General features: G+C 67.5%; 20 protein-coding genes. 9 read left to right on the forward strand and 11 right to left on the reverse strand.

Features of this window, described 5'->3' with window-relative positions; translation table 11 throughout:
* Nucleotides 1-8 precede the first annotated feature (8 nt).
* Together AB0H61_RS12205 and AB0H61_RS12210 are read left to right on the forward strand one after the other, a co-directional pair.
* Complete coding sequence (locus AB0H61_RS12205; RefSeq protein ID WP_357302515.1) at nt 9-971, forward strand: MBL fold metallo-hydrolase; 963 nt, start codon at nt 9-11, stop codon at nt 969-971.
* Between the two features lie 49 nt (nt 972-1,020).
* The gene (locus AB0H61_RS12210) at nt 1,021-3,708 is read left to right on the forward strand and encodes a LuxR C-terminal-related transcriptional regulator (RefSeq protein WP_357302518.1); all 2,688 of its coding nucleotides are present in this window, start codon (nt 1,021-1,023) and stop codon (nt 3,706-3,708) included.
* A gap of 14 nt (nt 3,709-3,722) precedes the next feature.
* Here the strand turns inward: AB0H61_RS12210 and AB0H61_RS12215 are convergent, their stop codons facing one another.
* A complete protein-coding gene (locus AB0H61_RS12215) occupies nt 3,723-4,814 on the reverse strand; it encodes an RNA ligase (ATP) (RefSeq protein WP_357302521.1) in 1,092 nt (363 codons plus the stop codon).
* Between the two features lie 380 nt (nt 4,815-5,194).
* Here AB0H61_RS12215 and AB0H61_RS12220 point away from each other — a divergent pair, with 380 nt between their 5' ends.
* Complete coding sequence (locus AB0H61_RS12220; protein ID WP_357302524.1) at nt 5,195-5,812, forward strand: TetR/AcrR family transcriptional regulator; 618 nt, start codon at nt 5,195-5,197, stop codon at nt 5,810-5,812.
* 115 nt (nt 5,813-5,927) lie between these two features.
* Here AB0H61_RS12220 and AB0H61_RS12225 read toward each other — a convergent pair whose 3' ends face one another.
* Both AB0H61_RS12225 and fadD5 read right to left on the reverse strand, forming a co-directional pair.
* Nucleotides 5,928-6,533 carry a cysteine hydrolase gene (locus AB0H61_RS12225; RefSeq protein WP_357302526.1) on the reverse strand — a complete coding sequence of 202 codons (606 nt, stop codon included), beginning with the start codon at nt 6,531-6,533 and terminating at the stop codon, nt 5,928-5,930.
* Between the two features lie 76 nt (nt 6,534-6,609).
* On the reverse strand, nt 6,610-8,181 hold the full coding sequence (fadD5, locus tag AB0H61_RS12230; protein ID WP_357302529.1) for a fatty-acid--CoA ligase FadD5: 1,572 nt from the start codon (nt 8,179-8,181) through the stop codon (nt 6,610-6,612).
* 379 nt (nt 8,182-8,560) lie between these two features.
* Between fadD5 and AB0H61_RS12235 the strand changes: the two genes are divergently transcribed.
* Nucleotides 8,561-9,538 (forward strand): nitronate monooxygenase family protein, encoded by a 978-nt coding sequence (locus AB0H61_RS12235; protein WP_357302532.1) that lies wholly within the window; start codon nt 8,561-8,563, stop codon nt 9,536-9,538.
* Nucleotides 9,539-9,599: 61 nt separating this feature from the next.
* On the opposite strand, the gene AB0H61_RS12240 is transcribed toward AB0H61_RS12235, so the two are convergent.
* Nucleotides 9,600-11,972 carry a lysylphosphatidylglycerol synthase transmembrane domain-containing protein gene (locus AB0H61_RS12240; RefSeq protein WP_357302535.1) on the reverse strand — a complete coding sequence of 791 codons (2,373 nt, stop codon included), beginning with the start codon at nt 11,970-11,972 and terminating at the stop codon, nt 9,600-9,602.
* Between the two features lie 144 nt (nt 11,973-12,116).
* Nucleotides 12,117-13,538, reverse strand: a complete 1,422-nt coding sequence (locus AB0H61_RS12245; protein WP_357302538.1) for a PLP-dependent aminotransferase family protein — start codon at nt 13,536-13,538, stop codon at nt 12,117-12,119.
* 63 nt (nt 13,539-13,601) lie between these two features.
* Between AB0H61_RS12245 and AB0H61_RS12250 the strand changes: the two genes are divergently transcribed.
* Both AB0H61_RS12250 and AB0H61_RS12255 read left to right on the forward strand, forming a co-directional pair.
* Nucleotides 13,602-13,937: a cupin domain-containing protein gene (locus AB0H61_RS12250; RefSeq protein ID WP_357302540.1), complete on the forward strand. Its 336-nt coding sequence runs from the start codon at nt 13,602-13,604 to the stop codon at nt 13,935-13,937.
* 80 nt (nt 13,938-14,017) lie between these two features.
* Nucleotides 14,018-14,878 carry an SDR family NAD(P)-dependent oxidoreductase gene (locus AB0H61_RS12255; RefSeq protein ID WP_357302543.1) on the forward strand — a complete coding sequence of 287 codons (861 nt, stop codon included), beginning with the start codon at nt 14,018-14,020 and terminating at the stop codon, nt 14,876-14,878.
* Between the two features lie 37 nt (nt 14,879-14,915).
* Here AB0H61_RS12255 and AB0H61_RS12260 read toward each other — a convergent pair whose 3' ends face one another.
* Both AB0H61_RS12260 and AB0H61_RS12265 read right to left on the reverse strand, forming a co-directional pair.
* A complete protein-coding gene (locus tag AB0H61_RS12260; protein WP_357302545.1) occupies nt 14,916-15,704 on the reverse strand; it encodes a 2OG-Fe(II) oxygenase in 789 nt (262 codons plus the stop codon).
* A gap of 112 nt (nt 15,705-15,816) precedes the next feature.
* The gene (locus AB0H61_RS12265; protein WP_357302547.1) at nt 15,817-16,974 is read right to left on the reverse strand and encodes a lipase family protein; all 1,158 of its coding nucleotides are present in this window, start codon (nt 16,972-16,974) and stop codon (nt 15,817-15,819) included.
* Between the two features lie 226 nt (nt 16,975-17,200).
* Here AB0H61_RS12265 and AB0H61_RS12270 point away from each other — a divergent pair, with 226 nt between their 5' ends.
* Both AB0H61_RS12270 and AB0H61_RS12275 read left to right on the forward strand, forming a co-directional pair.
* Nucleotides 17,201-17,449: a hypothetical protein gene (locus tag AB0H61_RS12270; protein WP_357302549.1), complete on the forward strand. Its 249-nt coding sequence runs from the start codon at nt 17,201-17,203 to the stop codon at nt 17,447-17,449.
* A 40-nt stretch (nt 17,450-17,489) separates the two neighbouring features.
* On the forward strand, nt 17,490-18,089 hold the full coding sequence (locus tag AB0H61_RS12275) for a GDSL-type esterase/lipase family protein (RefSeq protein ID WP_357302551.1): 600 nt from the start codon (nt 17,490-17,492) through the stop codon (nt 18,087-18,089).
* A 60-nt stretch (nt 18,090-18,149) separates the two neighbouring features.
* Here the strand turns inward: AB0H61_RS12275 and AB0H61_RS12280 are convergent, their stop codons facing one another.
* Complete coding sequence (locus AB0H61_RS12280; protein ID WP_357302553.1) at nt 18,150-19,634, reverse strand: AarF/ABC1/UbiB kinase family protein; 1,485 nt, start codon at nt 19,632-19,634, stop codon at nt 18,150-18,152.
* A 107-nt stretch (nt 19,635-19,741) separates the two neighbouring features.
* Here AB0H61_RS12280 and AB0H61_RS12285 point away from each other — a divergent pair, with 107 nt between their 5' ends.
* Nucleotides 19,742-20,515, forward strand: a complete 774-nt coding sequence (locus AB0H61_RS12285; RefSeq protein ID WP_357302555.1) for a GntR family transcriptional regulator — start codon at nt 19,742-19,744, stop codon at nt 20,513-20,515.
* A gap of 220 nt (nt 20,516-20,735) precedes the next feature.
* Here AB0H61_RS12285 and AB0H61_RS12290 read toward each other — a convergent pair whose 3' ends face one another.
* The 3 genes from AB0H61_RS12290 to AB0H61_RS12300 form a co-directional block, all read right to left on the reverse strand.
* A complete protein-coding gene (locus AB0H61_RS12290; RefSeq protein ID WP_357302557.1) occupies nt 20,736-21,857 on the reverse strand; it encodes a nitronate monooxygenase family protein in 1,122 nt (373 codons plus the stop codon).
* Nucleotides 21,858-22,128: 271 nt separating this feature from the next.
* A complete protein-coding gene (locus tag AB0H61_RS12295) occupies nt 22,129-23,484 on the reverse strand; it encodes a wax ester/triacylglycerol synthase family O-acyltransferase (RefSeq protein WP_357302559.1) in 1,356 nt (451 codons plus the stop codon).
* 134 nt (nt 23,485-23,618) lie between these two features.
* Entirely contained in the window at nt 23,619-24,242 is a 624-nt protein-coding gene (locus tag AB0H61_RS12300; protein WP_357302562.1) for a class I SAM-dependent methyltransferase, read from the reverse strand.
* Between the last annotated feature and the right edge of the window lie 228 nt (nt 24,243-24,470).

Here is a 24,470-nt window from a genome sequence, read left to right on the forward strand (position 1 = left end):
TGACTTCCGTGCCCGAAACCGACCCGCGTGCCGAGCGGACGCCGACGCTGCCGACCGTGCTCCGCTGCTGCGCCGCGCTGGCCGCGACGCCGGCCCGGCTGCTGCGCCCGCGCCGTCCGGACACCCGGCTACTGTCCGAATTGACCGTGGCTCCGCTTCCACCGGCGACCGTGACGGTGGGGCTCACCGTGCTGACCCAAGGTGAGATGAAGGCGCCGGAAACCATCGTCGCCGAAGGGGTGCGCAGTCTCCGGGAAATGCCGCTGACCATGGCGGCGTTCCTGATTCGGCATCCGAAGGCCAGATTCCTGGTGGATCCGGCACTGTGCGCCCATGTGCACGACCGGGTGCTGACCGAGCTGCCGTTCCCGGTGCGGCTGCTGGTGGCGCCGGACAAACCGGTGCGCGGTTTGGCCGACGCGCTGGCGGGTCATGCGCTCACCGGCGCGGATATCGACTTCGTCGTCACGACGCACCTGCATTGGGATCACGTCTCCGGTCTGCTGGAACTGCCGGATTCGGTGCCGGTGCGGCTGCCCACCGCCGAGCACACCTGGGCCATGGGTGGTGCGCACGCGCCGGTCGGAGTGGCGCGGGGCCCGTTGCGCGAGCGCACCTTCGACCGTTTCGAACTCGACGGTCCACCGGTGCTGACCTTCCCGCGCAGTAAGGATCTGTTCGGTGACGGCTCGGTAGTGCTGGTCGATCTGGCCGGGCACACACCCGGCAGCATCGGCGTGCTGCTCGCGGTGGACGATGGCACCCGGGTACTGCTGGCGGGTGACGCGGTGTGGAGCAAACTGCAGATCGAATTGCTGCGTGAGAAGGCACCGATGCCGGGTGTGCTCTTCGACACCGACCGGGATTCCGCCTTCGCCACCATTCACCGCCTGCACGCGCTGCCGGAGGGTATCGAGGTCATAGCGGGTCACGATCACGCGGCCGTCACGGCTCGGGCGGCGCGTCACTAGGTGGGCGATTCGTTTGCTGTTTGGCGACCGGCGGCTTAGGTTGGCCCCTATGCTGTACGGCCGTTCGAAAGAAGTACAGCGGCTCAATGCCTTGCTATACGGCGCGCGGATGTCCCGAAGCGGTGCCGTCATAGTCGTTTCGCATCCCGGCGGTGGCAAATCCGCACTGCTCGAGCATGCCGAGAAATTGGCGGGCGGCGGCTGGCGTGTATTGCGCTGCACCGGAATCGAAAGCGAATCCGAACTCCCCTTCGCGGGTCTGCACCTGCTGCTCAGCCCGGCCTTGGACCGCTTGGACGCGCTGCCGGGACCGCAGCGGGATGCGCTGCGCGGTGCGCTCGGGTTGAGCGCGGTCGATCAGGTCGATCGGTTCCTGGTCGGTGTGGCGACATTGACCTTGCTTGCCGAACTCTCGGCGGACGGCCCGGTGCTGTGCCTCATCGATGACGCCCAATGGCTGGATCGGCCCTCGGCCGACGCGCTGCTGTTCGCCGCACGCAGACTCGGCGCCGACTCGATCGCCATGCTGTTCGCGGGCCGCCCCGAGTTCGCGGCGGCCGGTCTACCGGAAATGCCACTGAATCCGTTGGCGCCCACCGATGCGCGGGCGCTGCTGGCCGATCGTTGGCCCGATCTGGCGCCCGAGATCCGAGACCGGGTGCTGCTCGAGGCGGCCGGAAATCCGCTCGCGGTGGTCGAATTGCCGCGCATGCACACCGAAACCCAGCCGCCACTCGGCCCGATTCCGCTCCCCCATCGGCTCCAGGCCGGATATCAGGAACATATGGCCGAGCTGCCCGAGGCGACGCGGCTGGCGCTGCTGGTGTGCGCGGCCGAGGAAACCGGCGACCTCGATCTGGTGCTCCGGGTGCTCGCCCGGCTCGGTCACTCGGCCGCCGCGCTCGCCGCCGCCGAAGACTCCAATATGGTGCAGGTATCGACGCAAACGGTGGAATTCCGGCATCCGCTCAAACGCGCCGCCGCCTACCAAATGGCGCCGTTCACCCAGCGGATCGCCGTGCATGCCGCGATCGCCGATATGCTGCACGACGATCCGGACCGGCGGGCCTGGCATTTGGCCGCGGCCACGACCGGGCCGGACGAGACGGTCGCCGCCGCACTCGACCAGGCCGCCGAACATGCCCGTGGCCGTGCGGGTTACGCGACAGCCGCGACGGCGCTGGAGCGGGCCGCCCATCTCACCCCGGATCCGGCCGCCAGAGCGAGCAGGCTGGTGCGTGCGGTCGAAACCGCGGTGGAGGCGGGCCGCACGGAGCGGGCGCTGCGGCTGGCACAGGTCGCGGAACGACTCATCCTGCAGCCCGGTGATCGCGCCCGGCTGCGCGGGGCGCGGGCCCACGTCGAGTTCGAACACGGCTCGCTGCGCAAGTCATACGACCTGTTGCTCGCGGCGGCCCAGGACGCGGCGGCGGTGGCGCCGGACCTGGCCATGCAGCATCTGCTGCTGGCGGGTCGGGTGTCGTGGACCGCGGGCGACCTCGACGGCGTCATCCGAGCGCATGCCAAATTGGCGGAGCTGCTCCCCGATCTGCATGCCATCGTGCTCGCCAACGGATTGGACGCGCCGTTGCGCCTGCATTCCGGGGACCGGGCGGCCGCGGTCGTCGATATTCGCGCGAATCTGGAACTCAGCCGGTCGATTCCGGTCGAACAGCTGACCTTGCGACTCAACTTCGTGCTGCAGATCATGCTGATCGGTGACCTCGAACAGGCCCGCGACATCCTGACCGAACTCGCCGACGAGGTCCGCGCGCGCGGCATGGTCGGCTACCTGCCCGCGGTGATCTGCACGCTGGGCACCGCCGAATTGGTGCTCGGCCGCTTCCGCGAGGCGGCGGCCGCCGCGACCGAGGCGCTGCGGATCGCCGTCGACGTGGGGCAGCCGGCGCGGATCGCCCAGGCGGAGTCGAATCTGGCCTATATCGCCGCCGTGCGCGGCGATGCCGACCGATGCCGCGAACTCGCCGAACGCAATCTGCGCCAGACACCTGGCGAGCAGAACTGTATCGATACCACGCATTGCGAGTGGGCACTGGCGATGCTCGATATGGGTGCGGGCCGTTACGAATTGGCGCTGGACCGCCTGGACGCTCACTACCATCTTCCGCTCGCCGCCCGCGGCCAGTGGATCGAGCTGCTCTCCGATCTGGTCGAACTCGCCGCCCGGCTGCGCCGACCCGAGCGCGCCGCCGAGGCCATGGCCGAAATCGCCGAGTGGGCGGAGGCGATCGCCACACCGTGGGCCGACGGGATGGCGCTACGCTGCCGCGGTCTGCTCGAAGGCGATGGCGAAATGCTCGCCGAATCCGTGAAACTGCTTGCCGCGGAGGGTCGCTGGTTCCAGTACGCGCGCAGCGGGTTGCTCTACGGAGAATGGCTGCGCCGCGAACGCCGGACCGGTGAGGCCAGGGTGCAACTGCGCAAGGCCATGGAAATCTTCGACCGGCTCGGTGCGGCGCCCTGGGCCGAGCATGCCCGCACCGAGTTGCGCGCCGCCGGGGAGGGCGCCGTGCCGGAGGTGGCCACCGATGCGGCCGCCCGGCTCACCCCGCAGGAGTTCCAGGTGGTTCGCCTGGCCGCGGCGGGTGCGACCAATAAAGAGATCGGCGCACAGCTGTTCCTGAGTCCGAAAACCGTTGGTCACCACCTGTATCGGGCCTTCCCGAAGCTCGGCGTGGCGAACCGGGTGGAGCTGGCCCGGCTCGACCTGACCTGAGCCCGCTCACCGCCCTACTCGTACTCGGTGCCACCGTCCCTCAGCAGGTAGGCGTTCGAGACGATCTTGCCGATGGCGCGCCCGCCGAGTACGTCCGAGCGCCGCTCGGTCGCCGGGCGCACCACCAGGCCCTCCCGGATATTGGCCGCGGTGCCGGTGACGGTCTCGGTGCCCTCCGCCAGGCGCAGCAGCAGCTCGGAATCGTACGGACCCTCGTACAGCACCGGTACCCGCGGCACGGCGATGCCGAGATCGGCGAGTGCGGCGCCGATTTCGGCATGGTCGAGCCAGCGCAGTGGCTCCGGCGCCGGATCGACCGCGATATCGAACAGTGCGTACCCGAGCGTCTCGTCACGGGCGGCCGCGGCCCCGTAGTGCAGGTCCTGGACGCCCGCGCCGTACACCTCGCCGAAGAACCCGACCCGCGCGAGGTCGAAGGCCTCGGCCAGCTTGCGGGCCGCCTCGATCAGTCCGAATCGATGCACCGCCCGCCAGTACAGGTTGTCGTCGGTGGGTACCAGCGCCAGCGACTGACCGCCGACCCCCTTGGACGACACATGAACTCGATCGCCGTCGCGCAGATAGGTCAGCAGGCAGGCACTGCCGTGGATCTTCTCGGTGGCGACGACCGGCTCATCGGGTGCGAAGATATCCGGGTACCGCTTGATGTTCTCCACGTCGATCCAGCGGATCAGCTCCGGCGCGGACTCCATCTGCCCTGACATCGACACGGGAACCGTCGGCACCCATTTGGTGATTGCGAGCAGTTCGGCGAAATCGGTGCGCTCGGCCGCGGCCGATGCCAGCTCCACACCCGCCAATGCCCGTGGCAGACAGACGATTCCCTGCGAGACCTCGCCACGCAACCGCACGGTCTTCACCCGATTGTGTTCGGGTCCGGCCAGCTTCCCGGCCAGTCCGATCTCCTCGATCAGCGCCTCCGGCAGGATTGCCTGCTCCGGGATGTACAGCGCGTAGTCGCCGGTGACGAACTGTCCTTTGGCGATCACGGCGCGGTACAGCCCCACCTGCGCCAGCTCCAGCCGGTCGGCATTCGGGTGCGGGTGAACGATCAACTCTTCGACGGTGACTTGCAGTGTTGCCATAGGAATCCCCTCCTGGTGATCGCGCAAGGGTACGGTGCGTTGACCCCGCCGGTCGAAGGCTTTTCCGACAGCCGATATCGAGTGCGGCCTCACCGGTCCGCACGCCACTCGCCGCCACCAGCGCGGTGTTCAGGGCCCTGGAGCGACCGGCGAGGAAGACGGATTTCAAGATCCGATATCCACGCGGTTTGGTGATCAGGACGCCGGTTTCCGCGTCCGCGGTCGAATTCGTGGCGCTGGACTGTTGTTTGTTTCCGGTCATGTGTTCATGATCTGTGGGGTACTACCAGCTCGACCAGGAGCAAAGTGACGGAAAGCGTTCCCTTCGGAACAGCTCCGGGCACTTTGTCCGGAGGACCTATGCATTCGGGAACAACACGATGAACCAGAGCACGGACCGCCGCGTCCGGCGCACCAGAAACCTGCTGCACCAGGCGTTGATCGAACTCATGCTGGAACGTGGCTACGAGCGAATCTCGGTCAGCGACATCCTGGAACGCGCCGATGTCGGCCGCTCCACCTTCTACGCCCACTTCCGCGACAAGGACGACCTGCTGCTGGTCAGCAGCACCGAATACCTGCGCGCGACCATCATGGCGGCCCGTCCCGATCCGGAAGATCCCGCGGCACCGGCCATGTCGGCTCCGCTGGCCCCGGTGTACACCCTGTTCGGGCTCGCCGCCGAGAATCCGGAGGTCTACCGCGCCCTACTCGGCCGCAAGGCCAACGCGGTACTGCTGCGCGCCACCCGCGGCATGGTCGCCAAGATCCTTGCCGAACGCCTCGCCGACACCTTCGACGTCGACGAGGACGATCTCGCGGCGCCCATCACCTTCCTGTCCTGGGGTGTCGTCGGCTTGCTCGGCATGATCGCCGACGCCGATCCGCCTCTCACGGCGGCCGACGCGTACCGGCAACTCGAGGAGTTGGTGGCCCCCGGTCTGGACGATCTGGTGCGTCGTCACGATAAGGACCCCCTCAGCCGTCCGGCGGGCTGACGGGGTCTTCGTTCGGCGTGACCGGTCAGGGTTGCCGCGCGGGCGGAGTCCGGTCGAAGCGGATGTGCGGCGTGGTGGCCGGGCTGCCACGCACCGGCCGTCGGCCGCTCTCGGATCAGTGGTGGCTCAGCAATTCCAGCGCGGCTTCCGCGGTCAGACCACCCGCGGTGACGAGTTCGAGGTTGGTCAGCGATGCCGCATGTGCGTCGTCGGTCGCCGCCGCGACACAATCGGTGACGGTATGCACCGTGAAGCCGAGATCGGTGCCGTGCCTCGCGGTCTGTTCCACCGTGAGATTGGTGGCGACCCCGGTGAGCAATAGGGTGTCGATGCCGCGATCGGCGAGCCACTCGACGATTTTCCCGCCCGCCAGTCCGGAGAGCCGCTGATTGTCGAAGACCTCGGTGGGCTGCGCATCCATCTCCGGAATGAGCTGGGCACCGGTGGATTCCGGACGGAAGTCGGTTTGCGCCGCACCCACCGATCGCATGAACCCGGTATTGCGGACCAGCTCACCTTCGCCGATCGGGATGGTGAAACGGGTGAAGAGCAGCGGCGTACCGGTTTTCGCGGCCGTCTCGTGGAACTCGGCCGCGCGCGGCACCACCCCGCTCGACGCGACGGGTCCGGCCAGCATCGGCCCGAAGAAACCCTCGGGCCGAATGACATTCACCTGCCAGTGCAGTGCGAGCACGGCGACACGAATGCGTGGGATCCCCATCGGGTGATCCTGACGCATTCGTGCCGCCCGCGTACCCGTTTTCAGTGACCCAGTTCACAGAAACGGGGATCGGTGGCTAGGACGAGTAATCCTTGCGCAGCTGCACTTTCACGACCTTGCCGCTGGCGTTGCGCGGCAGCTCGGCCACCACCACCAGGTCCTTGGGGTGCTTGTAGCGGGCCAGATTCTCGTTCAGGAAGGGCTCGAGGTCCGCGATGGTGAGCTCTGCGTCCGGATCGACCAGCGCGACCACCGCGACCGGCACCTCGCCCCACTTCTCGTGCGTCCGCCCGATCACCGCGGCCTCACGAATCTTCGGATGCGCGAAGAGCACGTTCTCCACCTCGGCGCAGTAGATGTTCTCGCCGCCGGAGATGATCATGTCCTTCTTGCGGTCGACGACGTAGATGAAGCCGTCCTCGTCCTGACGCACCAGGTCGCCGGAGTGGAACCAGCCGCCCGCGAACGCCTCCGCGGTGGCCTCCGGCTTATTCCAGTAGCCCTGCATCAAGGTCGGTCCGCGGTAGACGATTTCGCCGATTTCGCCGGGCGCGACATCGTTCATCTCGTCGTCGACGATGCGGGTCTGGATGGTCGGGATGGGCTTGCCGACCGAACCGAGCTTGCGGATCGCGTCCTTACCCTCCAGCACACAGGTGATGGGTGACATCTCGGTCTGGCCGAATACCGCGACATTGAAGGCGGTGGGGAAGCATTCGGCCATTGCCCGCAGCACCGTATCGGATGCCGGCGCGGCGCCCCAGCTCAGCGCCTCGAGGGCGAGTTTGCGCTCCTTGACGGTCGGCTCGGCGCAGATGAGCTGCCACTGCGCGGGCACGCAGAACGCGGTGGTGGCCTGTTCGGCCTCCAGCGCGTCGAGGAACTCGGTGGCGTCGAAGGCGCCGAGCGGATGCAGGACGGTTTTGGCGCCGAGCATGAAATACGGTGCGAGACTTCCGAGTCCGGCGATATGGAACAGCGGTGAGGTGCAGAAGCCCACCGCGTCCTGTTCGATGGCCAGCGCCCGGATGCAGGTGAGGGCCTGCGCGTTCATATTCGCGTGCGAAAGCACCGCGCCCTTCGGGCTACCGGTGGTGCCCGAGGTGTACATGATCAGGCTCGGGGTGCCCTCGGGGATGTCGAGCGGCGCATGCGGCTCGCCGCCCTCGGCCAGCAGCTCGTCGAAGCCGAGCATGCCGTCACCGGAGGCGCCGCCGATGACGACGCAGGTCTCCAGGGCGGGCGACTGTGCCCGAACGGCGGCGGCCAGCGGCGCCAGCACCTTGTCGGTCACGATCGCCTTCGCGCCGCTGTCGCCGACGATATAGGCGACCTCGGGCGGGGTGAGCCGGAAGTTGACGGGGACCGCGATGGCGCCGAGCGCATTGATACCGAAGACCGTCTCGAGGTATTCGGGGTAGTTCAGCGCGAGGATCAGTACCCGGTCGCCGAAGCCGACACCGCGGCGGGCGAGCGCGTCGGCGAATTTGAGCGACCGTTCGTTGAGCTGCTGCCAGGTGGTGTCGACGCCACGGAATCGCACGGCGACCGCGTCCGGGCGCATCTGCGCGTGGGTCGCGAGCTGGTTGTTCCAGTGGTTGCGCCGCGATCTGATCGGCTCGTCGAGCGCCTGTACACCAGTGGTCATGCCACGAACTCCTTGGCTGTGTTGTCTCGGGCGAGCTGCGAGCAGTCGCTGCGGGACCGCCACCTGCGTACACAGGGATGTCCGACAGTGTTGGCGGGCTGAACTGAGACGAGAATAACAACTAACTTATCTCATGGGCAAGAGATCAAGAGATGAATCATCGTTAATCGACTCAGTGGCTCGATTGCCTTCGAAAATCGGCACCTAGCTGGGTATTTAAGACTGTAATCGGTTCTATAACGAGACTGCGTGACGTCTTAAGGTCGTCGACACATGCGAATCCCGGCTCACTTACTGCTTGTGAGAGAGACGATTCTCATGTCACCATCATGGCGACAGGGCGGACTGGCACGCCCGCGCGAGAAATAGGAGAAGCGCAATGCTGCGTACCAGGTTCACCGAGACCTTCGGGGTGGAACACCCCATCGTGCAGGGCGGCATGATGTGGGTCGGCCGGGCGGAGCTCGTCGCGGCCGTCGCCAACGCGGGCGGGCTCGGCTTCATCACCGCCCTCACCCAGCCCACCCCCGACGATCTGCGCCAGGAGATCGCGCGCACCCGGGAACTGACCGATAAACCGTTCGGCGTCAATGTCACCATCCTGCCGTCGATCAACCCGCCGCCCTACGCCGAATATGTGCAGGCCATCATCGACAGCGGCGTCAAGATCGTCGAGACGGCCGGGTCCAATCCGGAACCCTTCCTGCCGTACTACAGGGACGCGGGCATCAAGGTGCTGCACAAATGCACCAGCGTCCGGCATGCGCTCAAGGCGCAGCGGATCGGTGTCGACGGCGTCAGCATCGACGGCTTCGAATGCGCGGGTCACCCGGGCGAGGACGATATCCCCGGCCTGATCCTGATCCCCGCCGCCGCACGGGTTCTCGACATCCCGATGATCGCTTCCGGCGGCATCGCCGACGCCCGCGGCCTGGTCGCCGCCCTCGCACTGGGCGCCGACGGCGTCAATATGGGCACCCGCTTCCTGTGCACCCGGGAATCCTCCATCGACCAGAAGGTCAAGGAGCAGATCGTCGCCAATAGCGAACTCGACACCCAGTTGATCTTCCGCACCATGCGCAATACCGCCCGGGTCGCGGATAACGAGATCAGCCGCAAGGTCGTCGAAATCGAGAAGGCGGGAGGCACATTCGAGGACGTCCGCGAACTCGTCGCCGGCGCCCGTGGCCGCCGCGTCTTCGAGGACGGCGATCTCGATGCGGGCATCTGGTCCGCGGGCCTTGCCCAGGGCCTGATCCACGACATCCCCGGCTGCGCCGAGCTCATCGACCGGATGGTGCGAGAGGCGGAGGAACTGATCACCGCGCGTCTCGCCGAGGCCGTCGTCGTCGGCTGATCCGCCGAGCGCGGGAGCCCTGGGTCCGTGGTGGCTCAGGGCTCTTCCGCGTTGCGCGGCGCTAGATCATGTTCTTTCCGGTGAGCCAGCGCATGGTGAACCAGCCGCAGAAGACGGGCAGCCAGCAGGTGAGGACCCGGTAGAGCAGTACTGCGGGGACCGCGATGGTAGCGGGGAGCCCGAAGGCGGCGAGGCCACCGATGAGGGCGGCCTCGACGGCGCCGACACCGCCGGGGGTTGGGGCCGCGGAGGCGAGGGTGCCGCCGATCATCGTGACAATGGTGACGGTGACGAAATTCGTTCCGCCGCCGAAGGCCTCGACGCTGGCCCACAGCGCGCCCGCCTGGCCGAGAGTGATGACCGCGCAGCCGAGGACGATGGTGGCGAATCGTTTGGGGTCGCGCGCCAGCTGACTCAGTTCGCCCAGCACCTCCTGCAACTGCGGCCGTACCGAGGTATTCAGCCAGCGGCGCAGTTTCGGTACGAACATGAAGGTGCCGACGATGCCGACCGCGACACCGGCGGCCAGGTAGAACACCATGGCGTCGGGGACGAAATGCGATAGATTCGCCGAGGTCCCGGCCACGATGCTGAACATCAACAGCAGGCTCAGGTGGGTGATGATCTGCACCGCCTGCTGCAGCGCCACCGCGGCGGTGGCGCGCACCGCGCCGAGCCCGCCCTTCTGCAGGAATCGCACACTCAGCGCCAAGCCGCCGACCCGGGCCGGGGTGGTGGTCGCGGCGAAGGTATTGGCAACCTGCATGATCACCAGATTCTTGAAGCCGACCAGTCCGGAGGCGCAGGCCCACAGTGCCGCGGCCGCACCGACATACGTCAGCGACGAGACCGCGAGCCCGAGCAGCGCCCACCACCAGTTCGCGGTCCTGAGCTGGGTGAAGAAGGTCGGCACCGCACTGATGAACGGGTAGGCGACGTAGACCAGGCCGATGAGCAGCACCAGCTGAATGATCTGGTTGCGGGAGAACCGGGTGATCTGATCGGCCTCGATCCTGTCCTGCCCGGTCTGCTTGCGCACCTCGTCGCGCGTCTGGGAAACCACCGCGCCCCAATCGGATACCGACTTGCGAATACCGGAGGGCATGGCGGATTTGGTGAGCCGACGCGAGGCAAGTAGCACCGTCTGCTGCCCGAGGGCCGTGATGGCGGCCTTCACCGCGGGTTCTTTGCCGTAGATGGCCGAGGTCGAGACCAGCAACTGCGCGATATCGGACTGGATCTGGGTATCGGAGGCGCCGAATTCGGCACTGCCGAATCCGCCGAACAGGGTGCTGTCGCCCTCGACCCGGATCTCGACAGGTCGCAGATCGCCATGCGAAATCTGGCTTTTGTGCAGCAGATCGAGCGCCGTCCAGACCCCGGGCAGCACCGACTCGGAAAGTTCGGCGATGGCTTTGCCGCGCGGTGTGGTGTGCGCGTACAGCATCCAGCCGCGATCGAGTGCGGTAACGGCGGTGGCGGTCTCGCCCGCGAGACCGAGATCGTCCGCGGCGATCGTCATCAGCGCACGATGCTCGACAGCCCGGTGCATGGAACCGTGCAGGGCCGCGGTTTCACTGCTGCGGAAGGTGAGCCAGCGCCACAGCATGCGCAGCGCACCCCAGCTGCGCTGATTCTTGCCGTACAGCTCGATCATCAGTTCCCGCTCGGGTCCCGCCACCGCGGCGGCCAGCGTCAGCGGTCCGGGTCCCGCGGGCCGCACCACCGTGAGCGCGTCGACCGTATGCCCGCGCCCGGCCAGCACCCGCACGGCGGCGTCCAGCGGAACCTCCAGCGCCGGGGTGCCGACCACCCACACAATGACAGCGCCGACCAGCCACCCGACCGCCAGACCGAACATCGCCCTGGCGGGCACCACGGTGCTGACCACCAGGTGGATCGGTGCGAAGGCGAGCAGCAGGAACCACAGCCAACGCCGCGGCCGCGTCGGCAGCCACGGGCTGGAGACGGTGAGCACCGCGGCGAGCATGGCGATCCACCGCGGATCGTCCAGGAACTGGGAGAGGAAGGTATCGAGCCGATCCGGTACCTGGAGATGCCATTTCGGCGCGGAAAGGCCGGTGCCGGTGATGGACAGCAGCAGGAGCGCGACCAGTCCGGCCGCCGCGTATCCGGCCAGCAGTTTCCACTGCCTGCCGATGATCAGCTCGATCAGGATCGCGAAGGGCAGGATCAGGATCGCGACGCCGTAGACGAGGTACACCAGATTCGATTGATCCGGCGTGAGGAAGCCGACGATATCGGAGACCGAACGCTCCAGGGCCAGCCATTCCGGTCGGGTGATGACCGAAGCCGCGATGACCACGGCCAGCCACAGCGCCGCGAGTACGACACGGACGATGTCTGTGGTCCGCCGGATCAGCGGTTGTAGCAGGCTGCCCGTGACCGGGATGTCCCGCCCGTCGACTCGCATGTCGTATCGGCACTTTCGGATCGAGTTGGAGCTATACCGGCCACCCGTGTCGTGCGTTTCGTGAGTATGCAGCAGGTCGCCGTGACCGATCGGACCAACACGCCGCCGCGGTTCGACGTCGTGCGGTGCCGCTTCGGCCGGTGATCAGACTGCCAGAGGCGGCGCCGATACGGCCGGGCGGGCCGGTGCGCGGTAGTCGTTCCAGGCCGCGGCTAGGCGCTGTACGGCCGTGCTCAGCACCTCCGGCGGATGCAGGAAGTGCAGACGCAGCCGGTCGGTACTACCGCCCGCGGCGTCCATGCCGCCGCCGGGCAGCACCACCACCCGGTGCCGCAACGCGGCCTGCGCGAACGAGGTCCCGTCGCCGCGCGGCAGCCGTACCCAGAGCGAATGCCCACCGGTCACCGGCGCGACCTCCCAGTCCGGCAGTAGCCGAGCCAGTTCCTCGCGCAGCAGATCGTGCTGAGCCCGGCGCACAGGTGCGGCGGCCGCGCGCAGTCCGTCCAGATTCGTCAGCAGATCCGCGGCGGCCAGCTGCGCGGGCAGATTGCCGCCGAGATCGTGCACCGCGCGCAGCCGCGCCAGCCGGGCCACGATCGCGCTCGACGCACGCACCCAGCCGACGCGCAGACCGCCCCAGGCGACCTTGCTGAGCGAGCCGACGGTGAGCACGGAGTCGCCGAAGGCGGCCAGCGGAGGCGGGGTTTCCGTACCGGAGAACCCCGATTCGGCCCGCACCTCGTCATCGATGAGCGGAACATCGGCGGCGGCGGCCGCCTCGGCCAGCGCCCGCCGTTGCAGGGTGGACAGCACCGAACCGGTCGGATTCTGGAAAGTCGGTACCGCGTAGGCCAGGGCGGGCCGCGCCGCACGGATGGCGGCGGCGAATCCGGGCAGCCCGGGCGGCAGGGTCCGCGGCACGGCCGCGGCCTCCCGAAAGGCTTCCAGGGCACCCGGATATGTCGGCGCCTCGAGCAGCACCCGGTCCCCGGGGCGCAGGAAGGCGCGGGCCAGCAGCGAAAGGGCCTGCTGCCCACCGGTGGTCACCAGAATCTGCTCGGGCCCGGTCGCCAGGCCGCGGCGTTCGTAATACGCGGCGACGGCGCGACGCAGGTCCGGGTGCCCGCCGGGGTGGTAGCCGATGTCACCGGTGGTGGCGGCGAGCGCGGGGAGGATGCGCGTGTAGGCCTCGATCAGCTGCGGCGGTGGCGCGTCGGGTGCGGCGCAGGCCAGTCCGATCACATCGGAGCGCGGCTCGAGCAGATCGAGCAGTACCGGCGCGCCCGTGGTGTCGGGTGTGTCGGCCGGTGGTCCGGCGACCCGGGTGCCGCTGCCCTGGCGTCGCACGATCCTGCCCTCGGTGTGCAGCAGGTCGTAGGCCGCGACCACGGTGCCGCGCCCAACCGCCAGCGTCCCGGCCAGTGCGCGGTCCGGCGGCAGTCGGGTGCCCGGCGGCAGTTCCCCGTCATCGATGAGTTCGCGCAGCCGCGCCGCGAGCAGCGCGTAGAGCGGACCGCGCCCCGCCGACCACCGTCCGAGTCGCTCCGCCACATTGATTGGATCCATAGCCGAACCAATTCTGCCGGATTGGACCTGTATCGGTCATCGAGCCCGATCGACGATGAACGCATGACAGAAACGACGACTCCGCCGACTTCGATTCTCGCCGCCATCGCGGGTCTGCCCGGACCCTTTCAGCAGCACGAACTGGCGCGGGTCAACGACGCCGTGGTCCGGGTCGCCCAGCTGCACGGCGAATTTCCCTGGCACCACCACGACGAGGACGAGCTGTTCCTGTGCTGGGACGGCGCACTGCGGATCGAATTGGCGGGGCAGCCGCCGGTCCGGCTGGGGCCCGGCGATATCTATGTGATCCCCCGCGGCGTGCGGCACCGCCCGGTCGCCGACGAGCCCGCGCACGTCCTGTTGATCGAGCGTCCGGAGACGAAGCAGTACGGCAACTAGCGCCGCGCGGCGGCCTTGCCGAATCCGGTCGATGTGATATCGATCGGACCGGGACTGGGCGACCGAGGGAGACAGCGGCAGTGCGAGACAGGGATCTAGCGGACAAGACCATCGTGGTGACCGGCGCGAGCTCCGGCATCGGCGCCGTGGCGGCGGCCGAGCTGACCGCGCGCGGCGCCACGGTGGCGGTGGTCGGCCGTTCGCCGGAACGTACGGCGGAGGTGGCGCGCCGAGCCGGCGCCGAGGCATTTCTGGCCGACTTCGGCCGCCTCGACGAGGTGCGCGCACTCGCCGATCGGTTGCTGGACCGCTATCCGCGGATCGATGTGCTGGCCAATAACGCGGGCGGGTCGTGGGCGAAACGGACCGCGACCGACGACGGCAACGAATTGACCTTCCAGGTCAATCATCTCGCACCGTTCCTGCTGACCGGACTGCTGCTGGACCGGCTGTTGCAGGCGCCGCGGCCGCGGGTGATCAATACCTCGAGCATGACCTACCGGACGGCGAAGCTGGATCCGGAGACGGCCAACGCGACGACCGGTTCGTTCAGCATGCTCGGCGCCTACAGTGCCTCCAAATTGGCGAATATCCTGTTCACCAGGGAACTGGCGCGCCGCACCGCGGGCACCGGATTGGTCACCGCGGCATTCCACCCGGGCGCGGTCGCCACCCACGTCTACGACAACATTCCTTTCGGCGTCGGACTTTTCGTGCGCTCGCCGTTGTCGCGACCGTTCTTCATCCGGCCCGATAAGGGCGCGCAGCCGCTGGTGCATCTAGTGGCGACGCCGGATGGCGAGGCGATCAACGGCCGTTACTTCCACCGTATGAAGGAAGAGCGGCCGCGCAACAAGCAGGCGTTGGACGACGAACTCGCGCAACGGCTCTGGGAGTTCTCGGAGCAGATCACCGGGGTATCGACCCGGCCGGTGGACTGACCGAGGGAGCGGGCAGGCCCGGCGTCCCTCGGACCCTTCACCAGCGGGCTATGCCCTCTCCTCCCCAACGCCGCGACACGTCCTCCATCGGACGGTGCAGCCACATCACCACGCTGTTGCGCGCGGCCTTGTTATTACCGGCGAAGGTATGCCACGAGCGCGGCGTGCATTCGAACAGCACCAGCGAATTGTCCAGCGGCGGCACGATCAACGCGGGTACCGGATCGTTACCCGCGATATCCGCGAAGAGCGCGGTCTCACCGCCGTCACCCACCTGCCAGCCGGGGTTGCCCAGATAGAACATCACCGCCACCGAACGCGCCATTTCCCTGGCGCCGACGCCGGGCGCCCTCGCGCCGGTCTTCAGATCGACTTCGGGGTCGGCCATGCGCACTTCCCCCGGGCCGGGCGCGGTACCCCCGAACCACGCCGGGGCGAGATCGTTGTGCGGCCACCCCGCAATGCCGCCCGGCGGATGGTGGTGCACCGAGCCCTCGATATCACCGCTTGCCGAAACCCCGGCCACCCCGGCGATCAGGTCGTGCCATTCCGGTGTGGTGAACAGCGCCAGCGGCCCGTCCCGCAGCTGGTCGAGCCCGAGTCCGACCGCGCTGTAGTTATCGGCCACCGGGTCGAACGCCTCGGGACGTTCGCTGCGCACCCGCGCCAATTCGTCGGCCAGCCGCTGATAGAACTCGGCGACGAATACATCGCGTGCGTACACGTGCGGAAACGGTCTGGCGCGCCGGATCCAGCGCCGATGGGCGAACAACTCCGTGAACCACACCGGTGGTGCGGGCGCCGGATTCGCCAATACCCCTGTCAAGATCAACTCCCTCCCGGTCGAACACCGCGATCCTATTGGGTCGGAGTGTCCGGATTCGAGCCGCCGACCGATATTTATGGTGAACCCCCGGCATCGTCGTACTCGACGCCGATCAATCCACGGCTGCGGCGAGGAATGCGCGGACGTCGGCGGCGGCGATCGGGATGATGCTGTCGTGCCCGGCGTCGTAGCTGTGGAAATCTACTGCGACTCCGTGCAACAGCAGGCCGGTGAGCAGGGTGAAAACGAGGGGGTAGGGCAGGATTTCGTCGCGCGTTCCGTGACCGAGGAACAGCGGGCCGTGGTAGCCCGCTACCGGCAGCCGCAGGTAGTCCTGGAATGGTGCGGTCAGCTCGCCGAGTGGTTGTGCGACCAGCTCGCCGATCGAGAGGTTCGCGGTCTGCTCGTCGAGCTGTGGGCTGCACAGGGTTTCGGCGAGCGCCACGGTGCGGCGGCCGAGGTCGGTGAGGTGACTGTCGACGTCCAGGTCGGGTCGCAGGTCGCGGAATCCGGCGATGGCCATCACGAATAGCGATGCCGGGGCCGGGATCCGCGGCATCTGCGGGCCGATGAGGCCGACGAGCGCATCGATCTGGGGCGGTGCGCTGGTGGCGACCGTGCCGCGGTAATCGAGTTCGGGTGCGTACCTCTCGGCCCTCGGCGCGGTGTTCAATGCCGCGTGCGCGCCCTGTGAATGCCCTTGGGCCAGCCAGACCGAGCCGATCGCGGGATACAGCCCTCGTGCCGCGCGGACGATGTCGATCATGGCGTGCGCCTCGCCGCCGCTGTCGAGGTAGTTCGGCAAACCCTCGGTGCCGAGCCCGATGTAGTCGCTCGCGACCACCGCGAAGCCGTCGGCCAGCAGGTCGGCGAGATAGGACGACTCCGGCGCTGGCCGCCCAACGACGGTGGGCGCGCACTGGTCACCCAGACCGTTGGAGCCGTGCCCCCAGGAGATCGTCGGCCAGCCGCCGGGCGGGGGCGTGCCTTCGGGGACGAAGATCGCTCCGGAGCTCAGTCGCGGACGATCACGCGAATCCGCGGTCCAGTAGGTGACTTTCGTCGATGCCGCCGCTCCAGGTAGTCCCTGGGATGCGGGCAGCGGTTCCGTGGCGACGACGGCGCCGGGCGCCGACGGAGCTTCGGCTGTCGCGGTCACCGGCAGGGCGACCAGTGCCAGCGCCGACGCGAGCGCGGTGGCGAGTCGACGGGTCGGCCAGCGGCGAAGGATTCGGTAGCGTCGTCCGAAAGTGCTTGGGGTAGCGGGCATTACCTGATCTCCGATCCATCGAGTGAGTGAGGTACGCCGACGCCGGATATATCAAAGACGAAGCCACCGACTGTTACTCGGTGATACGGGGACCGCAGCCCGACTACCGAATCAACGGCGGCGGCGATCTGTCAGCGATCTGCCAGTGTGCTATCAGCGGCGACGGTCATTGTCTTTCTTGTCAGCCGGAGAAACGAACTCCGGCACCAACACAAGGAGAAGAACAATGTCGTACAACAACCTCTCGGACCTGGTCGGCGCCCGCATGGACATCGCCCGCGCGAAGGCCGATCAGCGGATGGCCGCGGCGGAGGCGGCACAGCAGCGGGCCGGCCTGCGCATCGAGGAGGCCGAGGGTTTCGTCCGGCCGACCAAGCAGGAGATCGCGCAGGTGCGGGTCGAGGCGCGGGCGCTGGGCAAGCAGCTGGCCGACGAACTGCGGGCGCGCGGCGCCTCGCTGAAGGCCGGGCGATAAACCGTGGCCGCCGCACGGCGATCGGTGCCAGGATGGCGAGGTGGGTCGTGATCTTCGTATCTGCTTGGTCGGGGATTCCTTCGTCGCCGGGGTCGGCGACGCCCGATGCCTGGGTTGGGCCGGTCGGCTCGGCGCGCTCGCCCATGCGGAAGGGTTGCCACTGACCGCCTACAACCTGGGTGTGCGCCGTCAGACCTCGGCGGATATCCTCGGTCGCTGGCTCCCGGAATGCGAGCAGCGGCTGACCTCCGGAACCGATGCCAGGGTGGTGCTGTCGTTCGGGGTCAACGACAGCACGCACGAGGACGGCGTCGCGCGGGTGGCGCTCGAGGAGTCGGCGGCCAACCTGACGAAGCTGCTCGGGCAGGCCGCCGAACGTGGCTGGCCGGTACTGATGGTCGGGCCGCCGCCGGTGGACGACCTCGCGCAGAATGCCCGCACCGCCGAACTCGACGCCCGCTTCGCCGAATGCTGCGCCAACGCGGGCGTGCCCTATGTCCGGGTGCACCGGGCGCTGCGCGAGAGTGCGGTGTGGATGCGCGAGGTCCGCGCGGGTGATGGCGCCCACCCCGGCGCCGACGGCTACGACGTGTTGGCCGAGCTGATCGCGCCGCACTGGCGGGAGTGGCTGGGCCGCTGAATTATTGCGCGGAAAGTTCTGTCTGAGACGATTAGTTCTCGCTGCGACAGCGGGCCGTGCTCACCCGGGCGAGGGGCGCCGCGCATCCGTCTGCGCGCGCCGCTGGCGAACCGCGGTCAGATCCACCGGGCGGTCGCCGTCGTGATCCAGCTTGTCGAACACCTCCGCGAGCGCCGGTACCGCGCGGACGATCTCGTCTCGGTATCGCCCCTCGGTCTCGAGCTGTGTCAACGCGCCGATCAATGTGAGCGACGACCGCGCGAACGGCGTGAAATACGCGGGCATGGTGCACTCACGCGCCACATTCGACAGCCGAGGTTTCGTCGCGCGCCGCACCTGCGTGCGCAACCACGGCGTAGTCATCCGAAAAGTCGCGTGGCGCAAGGGTTCACTGCACGGCAGGACCGCGGCGAACAGCGCATCCACATCGAAGGTCCGATCGGATTGCACGAATCCGTGCCGCCGGGTCGCGGCCGCCAGGTCCAGCGGACCGCCTTCGAAGATCGCGCGGCAATAGTCCAGCGCCAACTCCTCGAAACCCGCGGGCGGCCAGGCGGTGCACGCGCCGAAATCCACGACGCCGAGCCGCCCGTCCGGCAGTACGCGGAAGTTGCCGGGGTGCGGGTCGCCGTACAGCAGGTCGGTCCTTGCGCAGCCGTCGACCACGAAGCGCAGCATGAGCATTCCGACCCGGTCGCGTTCGCGTTGATCGCCCCCGGCGACGATGCGCGGCACCGGGGTGCCGTCGAGCCACTCGGTGATGACGACATCGCCGCGCTGTGCGACGACATCCGGGACACGGATCTCGGGATCATCGGCATAGGCGGCCGCGAAGGCGCGTTGATAAGCGGCCTCCGCGCGATAGTCGAGTTCCTCCATCACGCAGTCGCAGATCGCCTCGGTCACGGCCTTGACGTCGGCCCCCGGCACGAAAACGGCGGCCAGTCCGGACATGCGCCGCAATTGGTCGAGATCGCTGATCACCGATTCGCGGGCGCCCGGATACATCACCTTGACCGCGACGTCCCTACCGTCGTGCCACACCGCGCGGTGCACCTGTCCGATGGAGGCCGCCGCGGCGCGGTGCTCGTCGAATTCCCGGAACTGCGAACGCCAGTCATTGCCCATATTGGCGGCCATGGCCGCGCGCACGGTCGAGGGCAGCATCGCGGGCGCGGAATCCTGGAGTTGCCCGAGTGCGATCTTGTAGGGCTCAGCCAGATCCGGCGGCAGCGCCAGTTCGTAAATGGCAAGCAGCTGACCGAGTTTGGTGGCGCAACCCTTCAGTTCGCCGAGCACCTCGAAAATGTGCTGTGCGGTACGCAATTGGATGTCGCGATGCACCGCATCCGCCGAGCGGCCGAGTGCGCGCTTGCCGACACCCATGGCCTGACGGCCCGCGAAGGCCACCGGGAGCGCGGCTAGTTTGGCATTGCGAACAGCGCTGCGCACCGGGAGTTTGTCACTGGGCCGAGCGCGGAAGATGCGAGGGCGTCCACCTGCCGGTTCCTCGTCCGGCTGACCGAATCCCCGTCGAATGGTCATGAATCACCTCACACTGTGCGCGGATCAGTGTTACACAGGTGCAGTCTGACATAAGACGGCCTAGACTGTCTGGGACGTATACCGAACAAGTTCGAAAGGTGGCATCGATGGGATCCCAAACGGTAGTCGCCGACGTGGCCGATGAATTGGCGCGCCGGGTTGCCGCAGGGGAATATCAACCAGGGGATTTGATGCCTTCGGTCCGCCAGGTGGCCGAGGAATTCGACATGAACCGCGCGACCGCGCAGCTGACTCTCGGGCGGCTGGAGTCGTACGGATTCGTCGAAGCACGCCGGGGTAAGGGGTTCACCATCCGTGACGTCCGGGAGGCGGGCGGCATCGATGTGTACCGGCACCTGTTTCGTTTCTCGATCCCGATGCCGGAGATCGCCATCGAGATGTTTCGCGACATCGTCGAGGTGGAGCGCGGCATCGTGATGGAGGCGCTGCTCGCCTACACCGGGAGCGCGCAGGAGATCGATCCGGCCGAACTGAAATCCGCCATCGACGAGTTGGAATCGCTGGCCCGGCTGGAGGTTCCGGATTTCCGGCAGATTCTGGCCATCGAGGTCACCTTGGTGCGCCGGCTGCTCACCACGCTCGGGCTCAGCATGCAACGCGCCATTCTGAACTCCATCGGGGAAATGGTGCTCGAGGTGCCCGAGGCGGTCGCCGCGTTCTTCGCGGGCGCCGCGGACCTGCATGTCCTGGTCTGGCGGGCGCTGGTGGCGGTGTGGGAATCCGGTTCCGGCCCGTCCGATGCGCAGTTGGCGCTGTTCGAGGACCTGTTCGGGATGTACCACGAGAAGGTGGTGGCCAAGTTCGAGGAGCTACTCGGCGCGGTCGACGCGGCAGCGGAGACGCACGCGGCGACCGCCTGATACGCGGCCCGATCGGATCGGAACTCGATGCGGCCCGGACATCTGTCCGGGCCGCGTTGCGTTATGTGCTCGTTCCTCCCCCGGATCCGGCCGATCAGTGCGCCGATAACTGTCTGAGACGAAATCCGGGCGTCCGGCAGCAGGTGGTCGAGATGTCCGACGCCCAGAACGAACAGCGCCCCACCGACGGTCCCGTCGGCGGGGCGCTCGGCGGTCGAGTTCAGGCCCCGTTGAGCTTGTTCAGGCGCTCGCAGGACTCCACGTACTCCTGGATCAGCCGGTTGACCACATCGGCGGAGCGCTCGATCTTGTTCATCATGCCGACCACCTGGCCGACCGGGTTGAAGTTCACGTCCTTCGCGGCCTCCGGATAGCGGTGTCCGCGCTTGACGCCGTCGAGGGCCACCATCATCTGTAGCGGCATGGGCAGCGGGTCGGGGGTCTCCGCCGACTCCCATGCCTCGGTCCAGTCGTTCTTCAGCATCCGGCATGGCTTACCGGTCCACGAGCGTGAGCGCACGGTGTCGTGGCTGGAGGCGTCGATGTAGGTCTGCATCTGGGCGGGCGGCACATTCGCCTCTTCGACGGTGAGCCACAGCGAACCGGTCCAGGCGCCCGCCGCGCCCATGGCCATGGCGGCGGCGACCTGGCGGCCGTTGCCGATGCCACCCGCGGCCAGCATCGGCATATCGCCGATCGCGTCGACCACCTGCGGCCACAGCACCATCGAGGAGATCTCGCCGCAGTGCCCGCCGCCTTCGGTGCCCTGACAGACAACGAAATCCAGGCCCGCGGCCTTGTGGTTGAGCGCATGCTTCACCGAACCGCACAACGCGCCGATGAGTCGGCCCGAGCTCTGGATCTGCTCGACCACCTCCGGTGGTGGGGTGCCGAGCGCGTTGGCGACCAGCTTGGCCTTGGGGTGGCGCAGGATCACCTCGATCTGCGGCGCGACCGTGGTGGCGGTCCAGCCGAGCAGTTGGTTGTGGTGTTCTTCCTCGGGCAGCTGCGGGACGCCGTGGTCGGCAAGGATCTTCTCGGCGAAGTCGCGGTGGCCCTGCGGAACCAGTTCCGCCAGTTTGGCTTCCAGCTCCTCGGGGCTGAGGCCGTCGATGCCCTTGCCCTCGTATTTGGAGGGGATGACCAGGTCGACGCCGTAGACGCCGTGCACATGCTCGTCGAGCCACGCCAGCTCGACCTCCAGTTGCTCGGCGGTGAAGCCGACCGCGCCGAGTACGCCCAGACCGCCGGCATTGCTGACCGCGGCCGCCACATCGCGGCAATGGGTGAAGGCGAAAATGGGGAACTCGATCCCCAGCCGGTCGCAGATTTCGGTACGCATGGGTGCTGGTCTCCCTTACTGGCTCCGCCGCCGCGAAGCGCGGGCCGAGAATGCTCTAGAACGAGTTACATAGTTGCCTCGCCGTGTTCCAGTCGATCGAGGCGCGTGGCCGCTCGGTCCAGCCGAATGGGCCGCATACCGCGAGTATCGCCGTGGCGCGGCAGCGGCCTCATCGACTGGTGAGTACACCATATTTCGACAGTAACACGTTCTAGTTTTCTCGGGACAGTGCTTCTTCCCGGCACATGACGAAACGGGAGGCGGGCCCGGCCTAGATTGCTTCTTCCAGCTCGACCAGCGCGTTCTCCAAGTGGCCGAGAAGGCGGGCCAGGTGCGGGACGGCGCGGCGGCAGCCGACGATGCCGAAATCGAGGTTGTCGCCATTGGTGGTGAGGGTGATGTTGGCGGCCTGACCGTCGAACGGAATCGACATGGGGTAGCTGGCGTCGAGGCGCGCGCCGTTCCAGTACATGGGTTCGCGCGGTCCCGGCACATTCGAGATGACGATATTGAACGGCGGATTCGTCACCGAGGTGAGCGCGGGAAGCAGCGACAGCGAGACCGGGCTCAGTGTCAACGCGGACAGCGCCATCGCCTGGGTACTCGACAGCGACTGATAGATCGCCTTGTTGCGGCGCATGGATTCGCTGATGGCGCCGAGTCGGGCGAGTGGATCGGTGACATCGGTGGCGAGGTTGCAGAGAATGGCGCAGATCTTGTTGCCGCCCGCTTCGTCGTCGTCCTCGGCCCGCAGCGACATCGGAACCATCGCGATCAGTGGCTTATCCGGCAGCGCGTCCCGCTCGAGCAGATAGTCGCGCAGAGCGCCCGCCGACATGGCGAGCACCACGTCGTTCACGGTCGAGCCGGTGGCCTTCTTCACCTGCTTGATCCGCTCCAGTGGCCAGGACCGGACCGCGACCCGCCGGGCCCCGCCGATGTTCACGTTGAACATGGTGCGCGGCGCCTCGAACGGCATGGTCAACTGCTGCCGCAGCAGCGCCGTGCGGGCCGCGCGGATGAGTGCGGGCGTCGAAGTGGCCGCGGACAACAGGTTTCGCGCCGCGGAACCGAGGGCGGAGCCGCTCGGCGCGTCCGGCCGCTGGCGTGCGGTGTGCGGCAGATTCCACGGCACCCTGGCAGCGCAGGAGGTCACGTCGGTGGTGAGGGTGCGCTGCATGAGCCGCTGCGCCGCGACGCCGTCGATCAGCGCGTGGTGCATCTTGGAGTACAGCGCGAAGCGCCCGTCGTTCAGCCCCTCGATGAGGTGGAACTCCCACAGCGGCCGATGTCGATCCAGCAGGGTGCTGTGCAGCCGGGAGGCCAGATCGAGCAGCTGCTCCGGCTTTCCGGGTGCGGGCAGGGCCTCGCGTCGCACGTGGTAGGCGAGCTCGATATCGGATTCCCGTGTCCAACCCAACTGCGGTGCGCCGAGCCAGGTGGCCGGGCGCTTGCGGAATGTGGGCTGAAAGTCGTTGTTCTGCAACACCTTGTCGTAGGTGCGCCGCCCGAAATCGGGGTCGGCGTCCTCGGGTGGTTCGAACAGCTGGAGTCCACCCACGTGCATGGGGTGCTCCCGCGACTCGGCCAGCAGGAATAGGGCATCGATCGGCGAAACGAACTCCATTGATAGTCGCCCCCTGACGACAGTGGTGAAGTTTGGAACGGTGAATCGACCACATTGTCGGGTGGGCACGCACAGCTATGAATCTTCTGCGACCTCACAAACTTACCCGCACCCTCGGTGCGTTGTGTGTCGAATCAACGATCCTTCGTTACCAGCAGGTATGCCTGCTCGAACCGCTCACCCGGCCGTGGTTTCCGGACCATTCGGCACACCTCGGTGAATCCGTCCGCCCGCAATAAAGCGGCAAGCCGTTGCGGCGGCCAACGATAGGCGCGAATCACCCTGTGGTCGAAGGCTTCCACCGCGTCCGTGGTCTCGATCGCCTGGAAAGCCAGCAGTGCGTGCCCTCCCGGACGGAGTACCCGCGCGAACTCGGCCGACACATCCGGAATCCGATCCGGCGGCAGGTGGATGATCGAATACCACGCCACCAGGCCCGCGAGCGCACCGTCGGCAAGATCGAGCCGCTCCATCGAACCCTCGTCGAACCGCAACCCCGGATACGCGCGCCGGGCCAGCGTGATCATCCGCGCCGACAGGTCGATGCCGAACGCGTCCAGGCCGAGTGAGGCCAGATAGTCGGTAATCCGCCCCGGCCCACATCCCACGTCCGCCACCGGCCCGGATTCGTTGTCCCGCAGCGATTCCGCGAATAGGTCGAGCATCGCCCGGTCGAACGGATTCGCCGCGAGATCGTCCTTGACGAATTCGACGTAGAGCTCGGCGATTTCGTCGTACGCGGTGCCGACATCGGTCATGCGGTGCACCGCGTGCCGAGGTGGATGCGGGACGCGTCCGGCTGGTGCAAGACGAAACTCCTGTCGATCGGGGACTGCTGTCCGAGGGTAGCTACGCACCGACCCGGGCGGATCAGCAATCGGTTACTACCTGCGGAAACAGGTAGTCAGCTACTCGCGCCGCCGCGGTGGCGGCGGACAAGGATCGGTGCTGCGTCGATGCGACGTGGCGCGCTCGGCACCCGCGCG

The organism is Nocardia sp. NPDC050710 (assembly GCF_040654375.1).
Taxonomy (GTDB): domain Bacteria; phylum Actinomycetota; class Actinomycetes; order Mycobacteriales; family Mycobacteriaceae; genus Nocardia.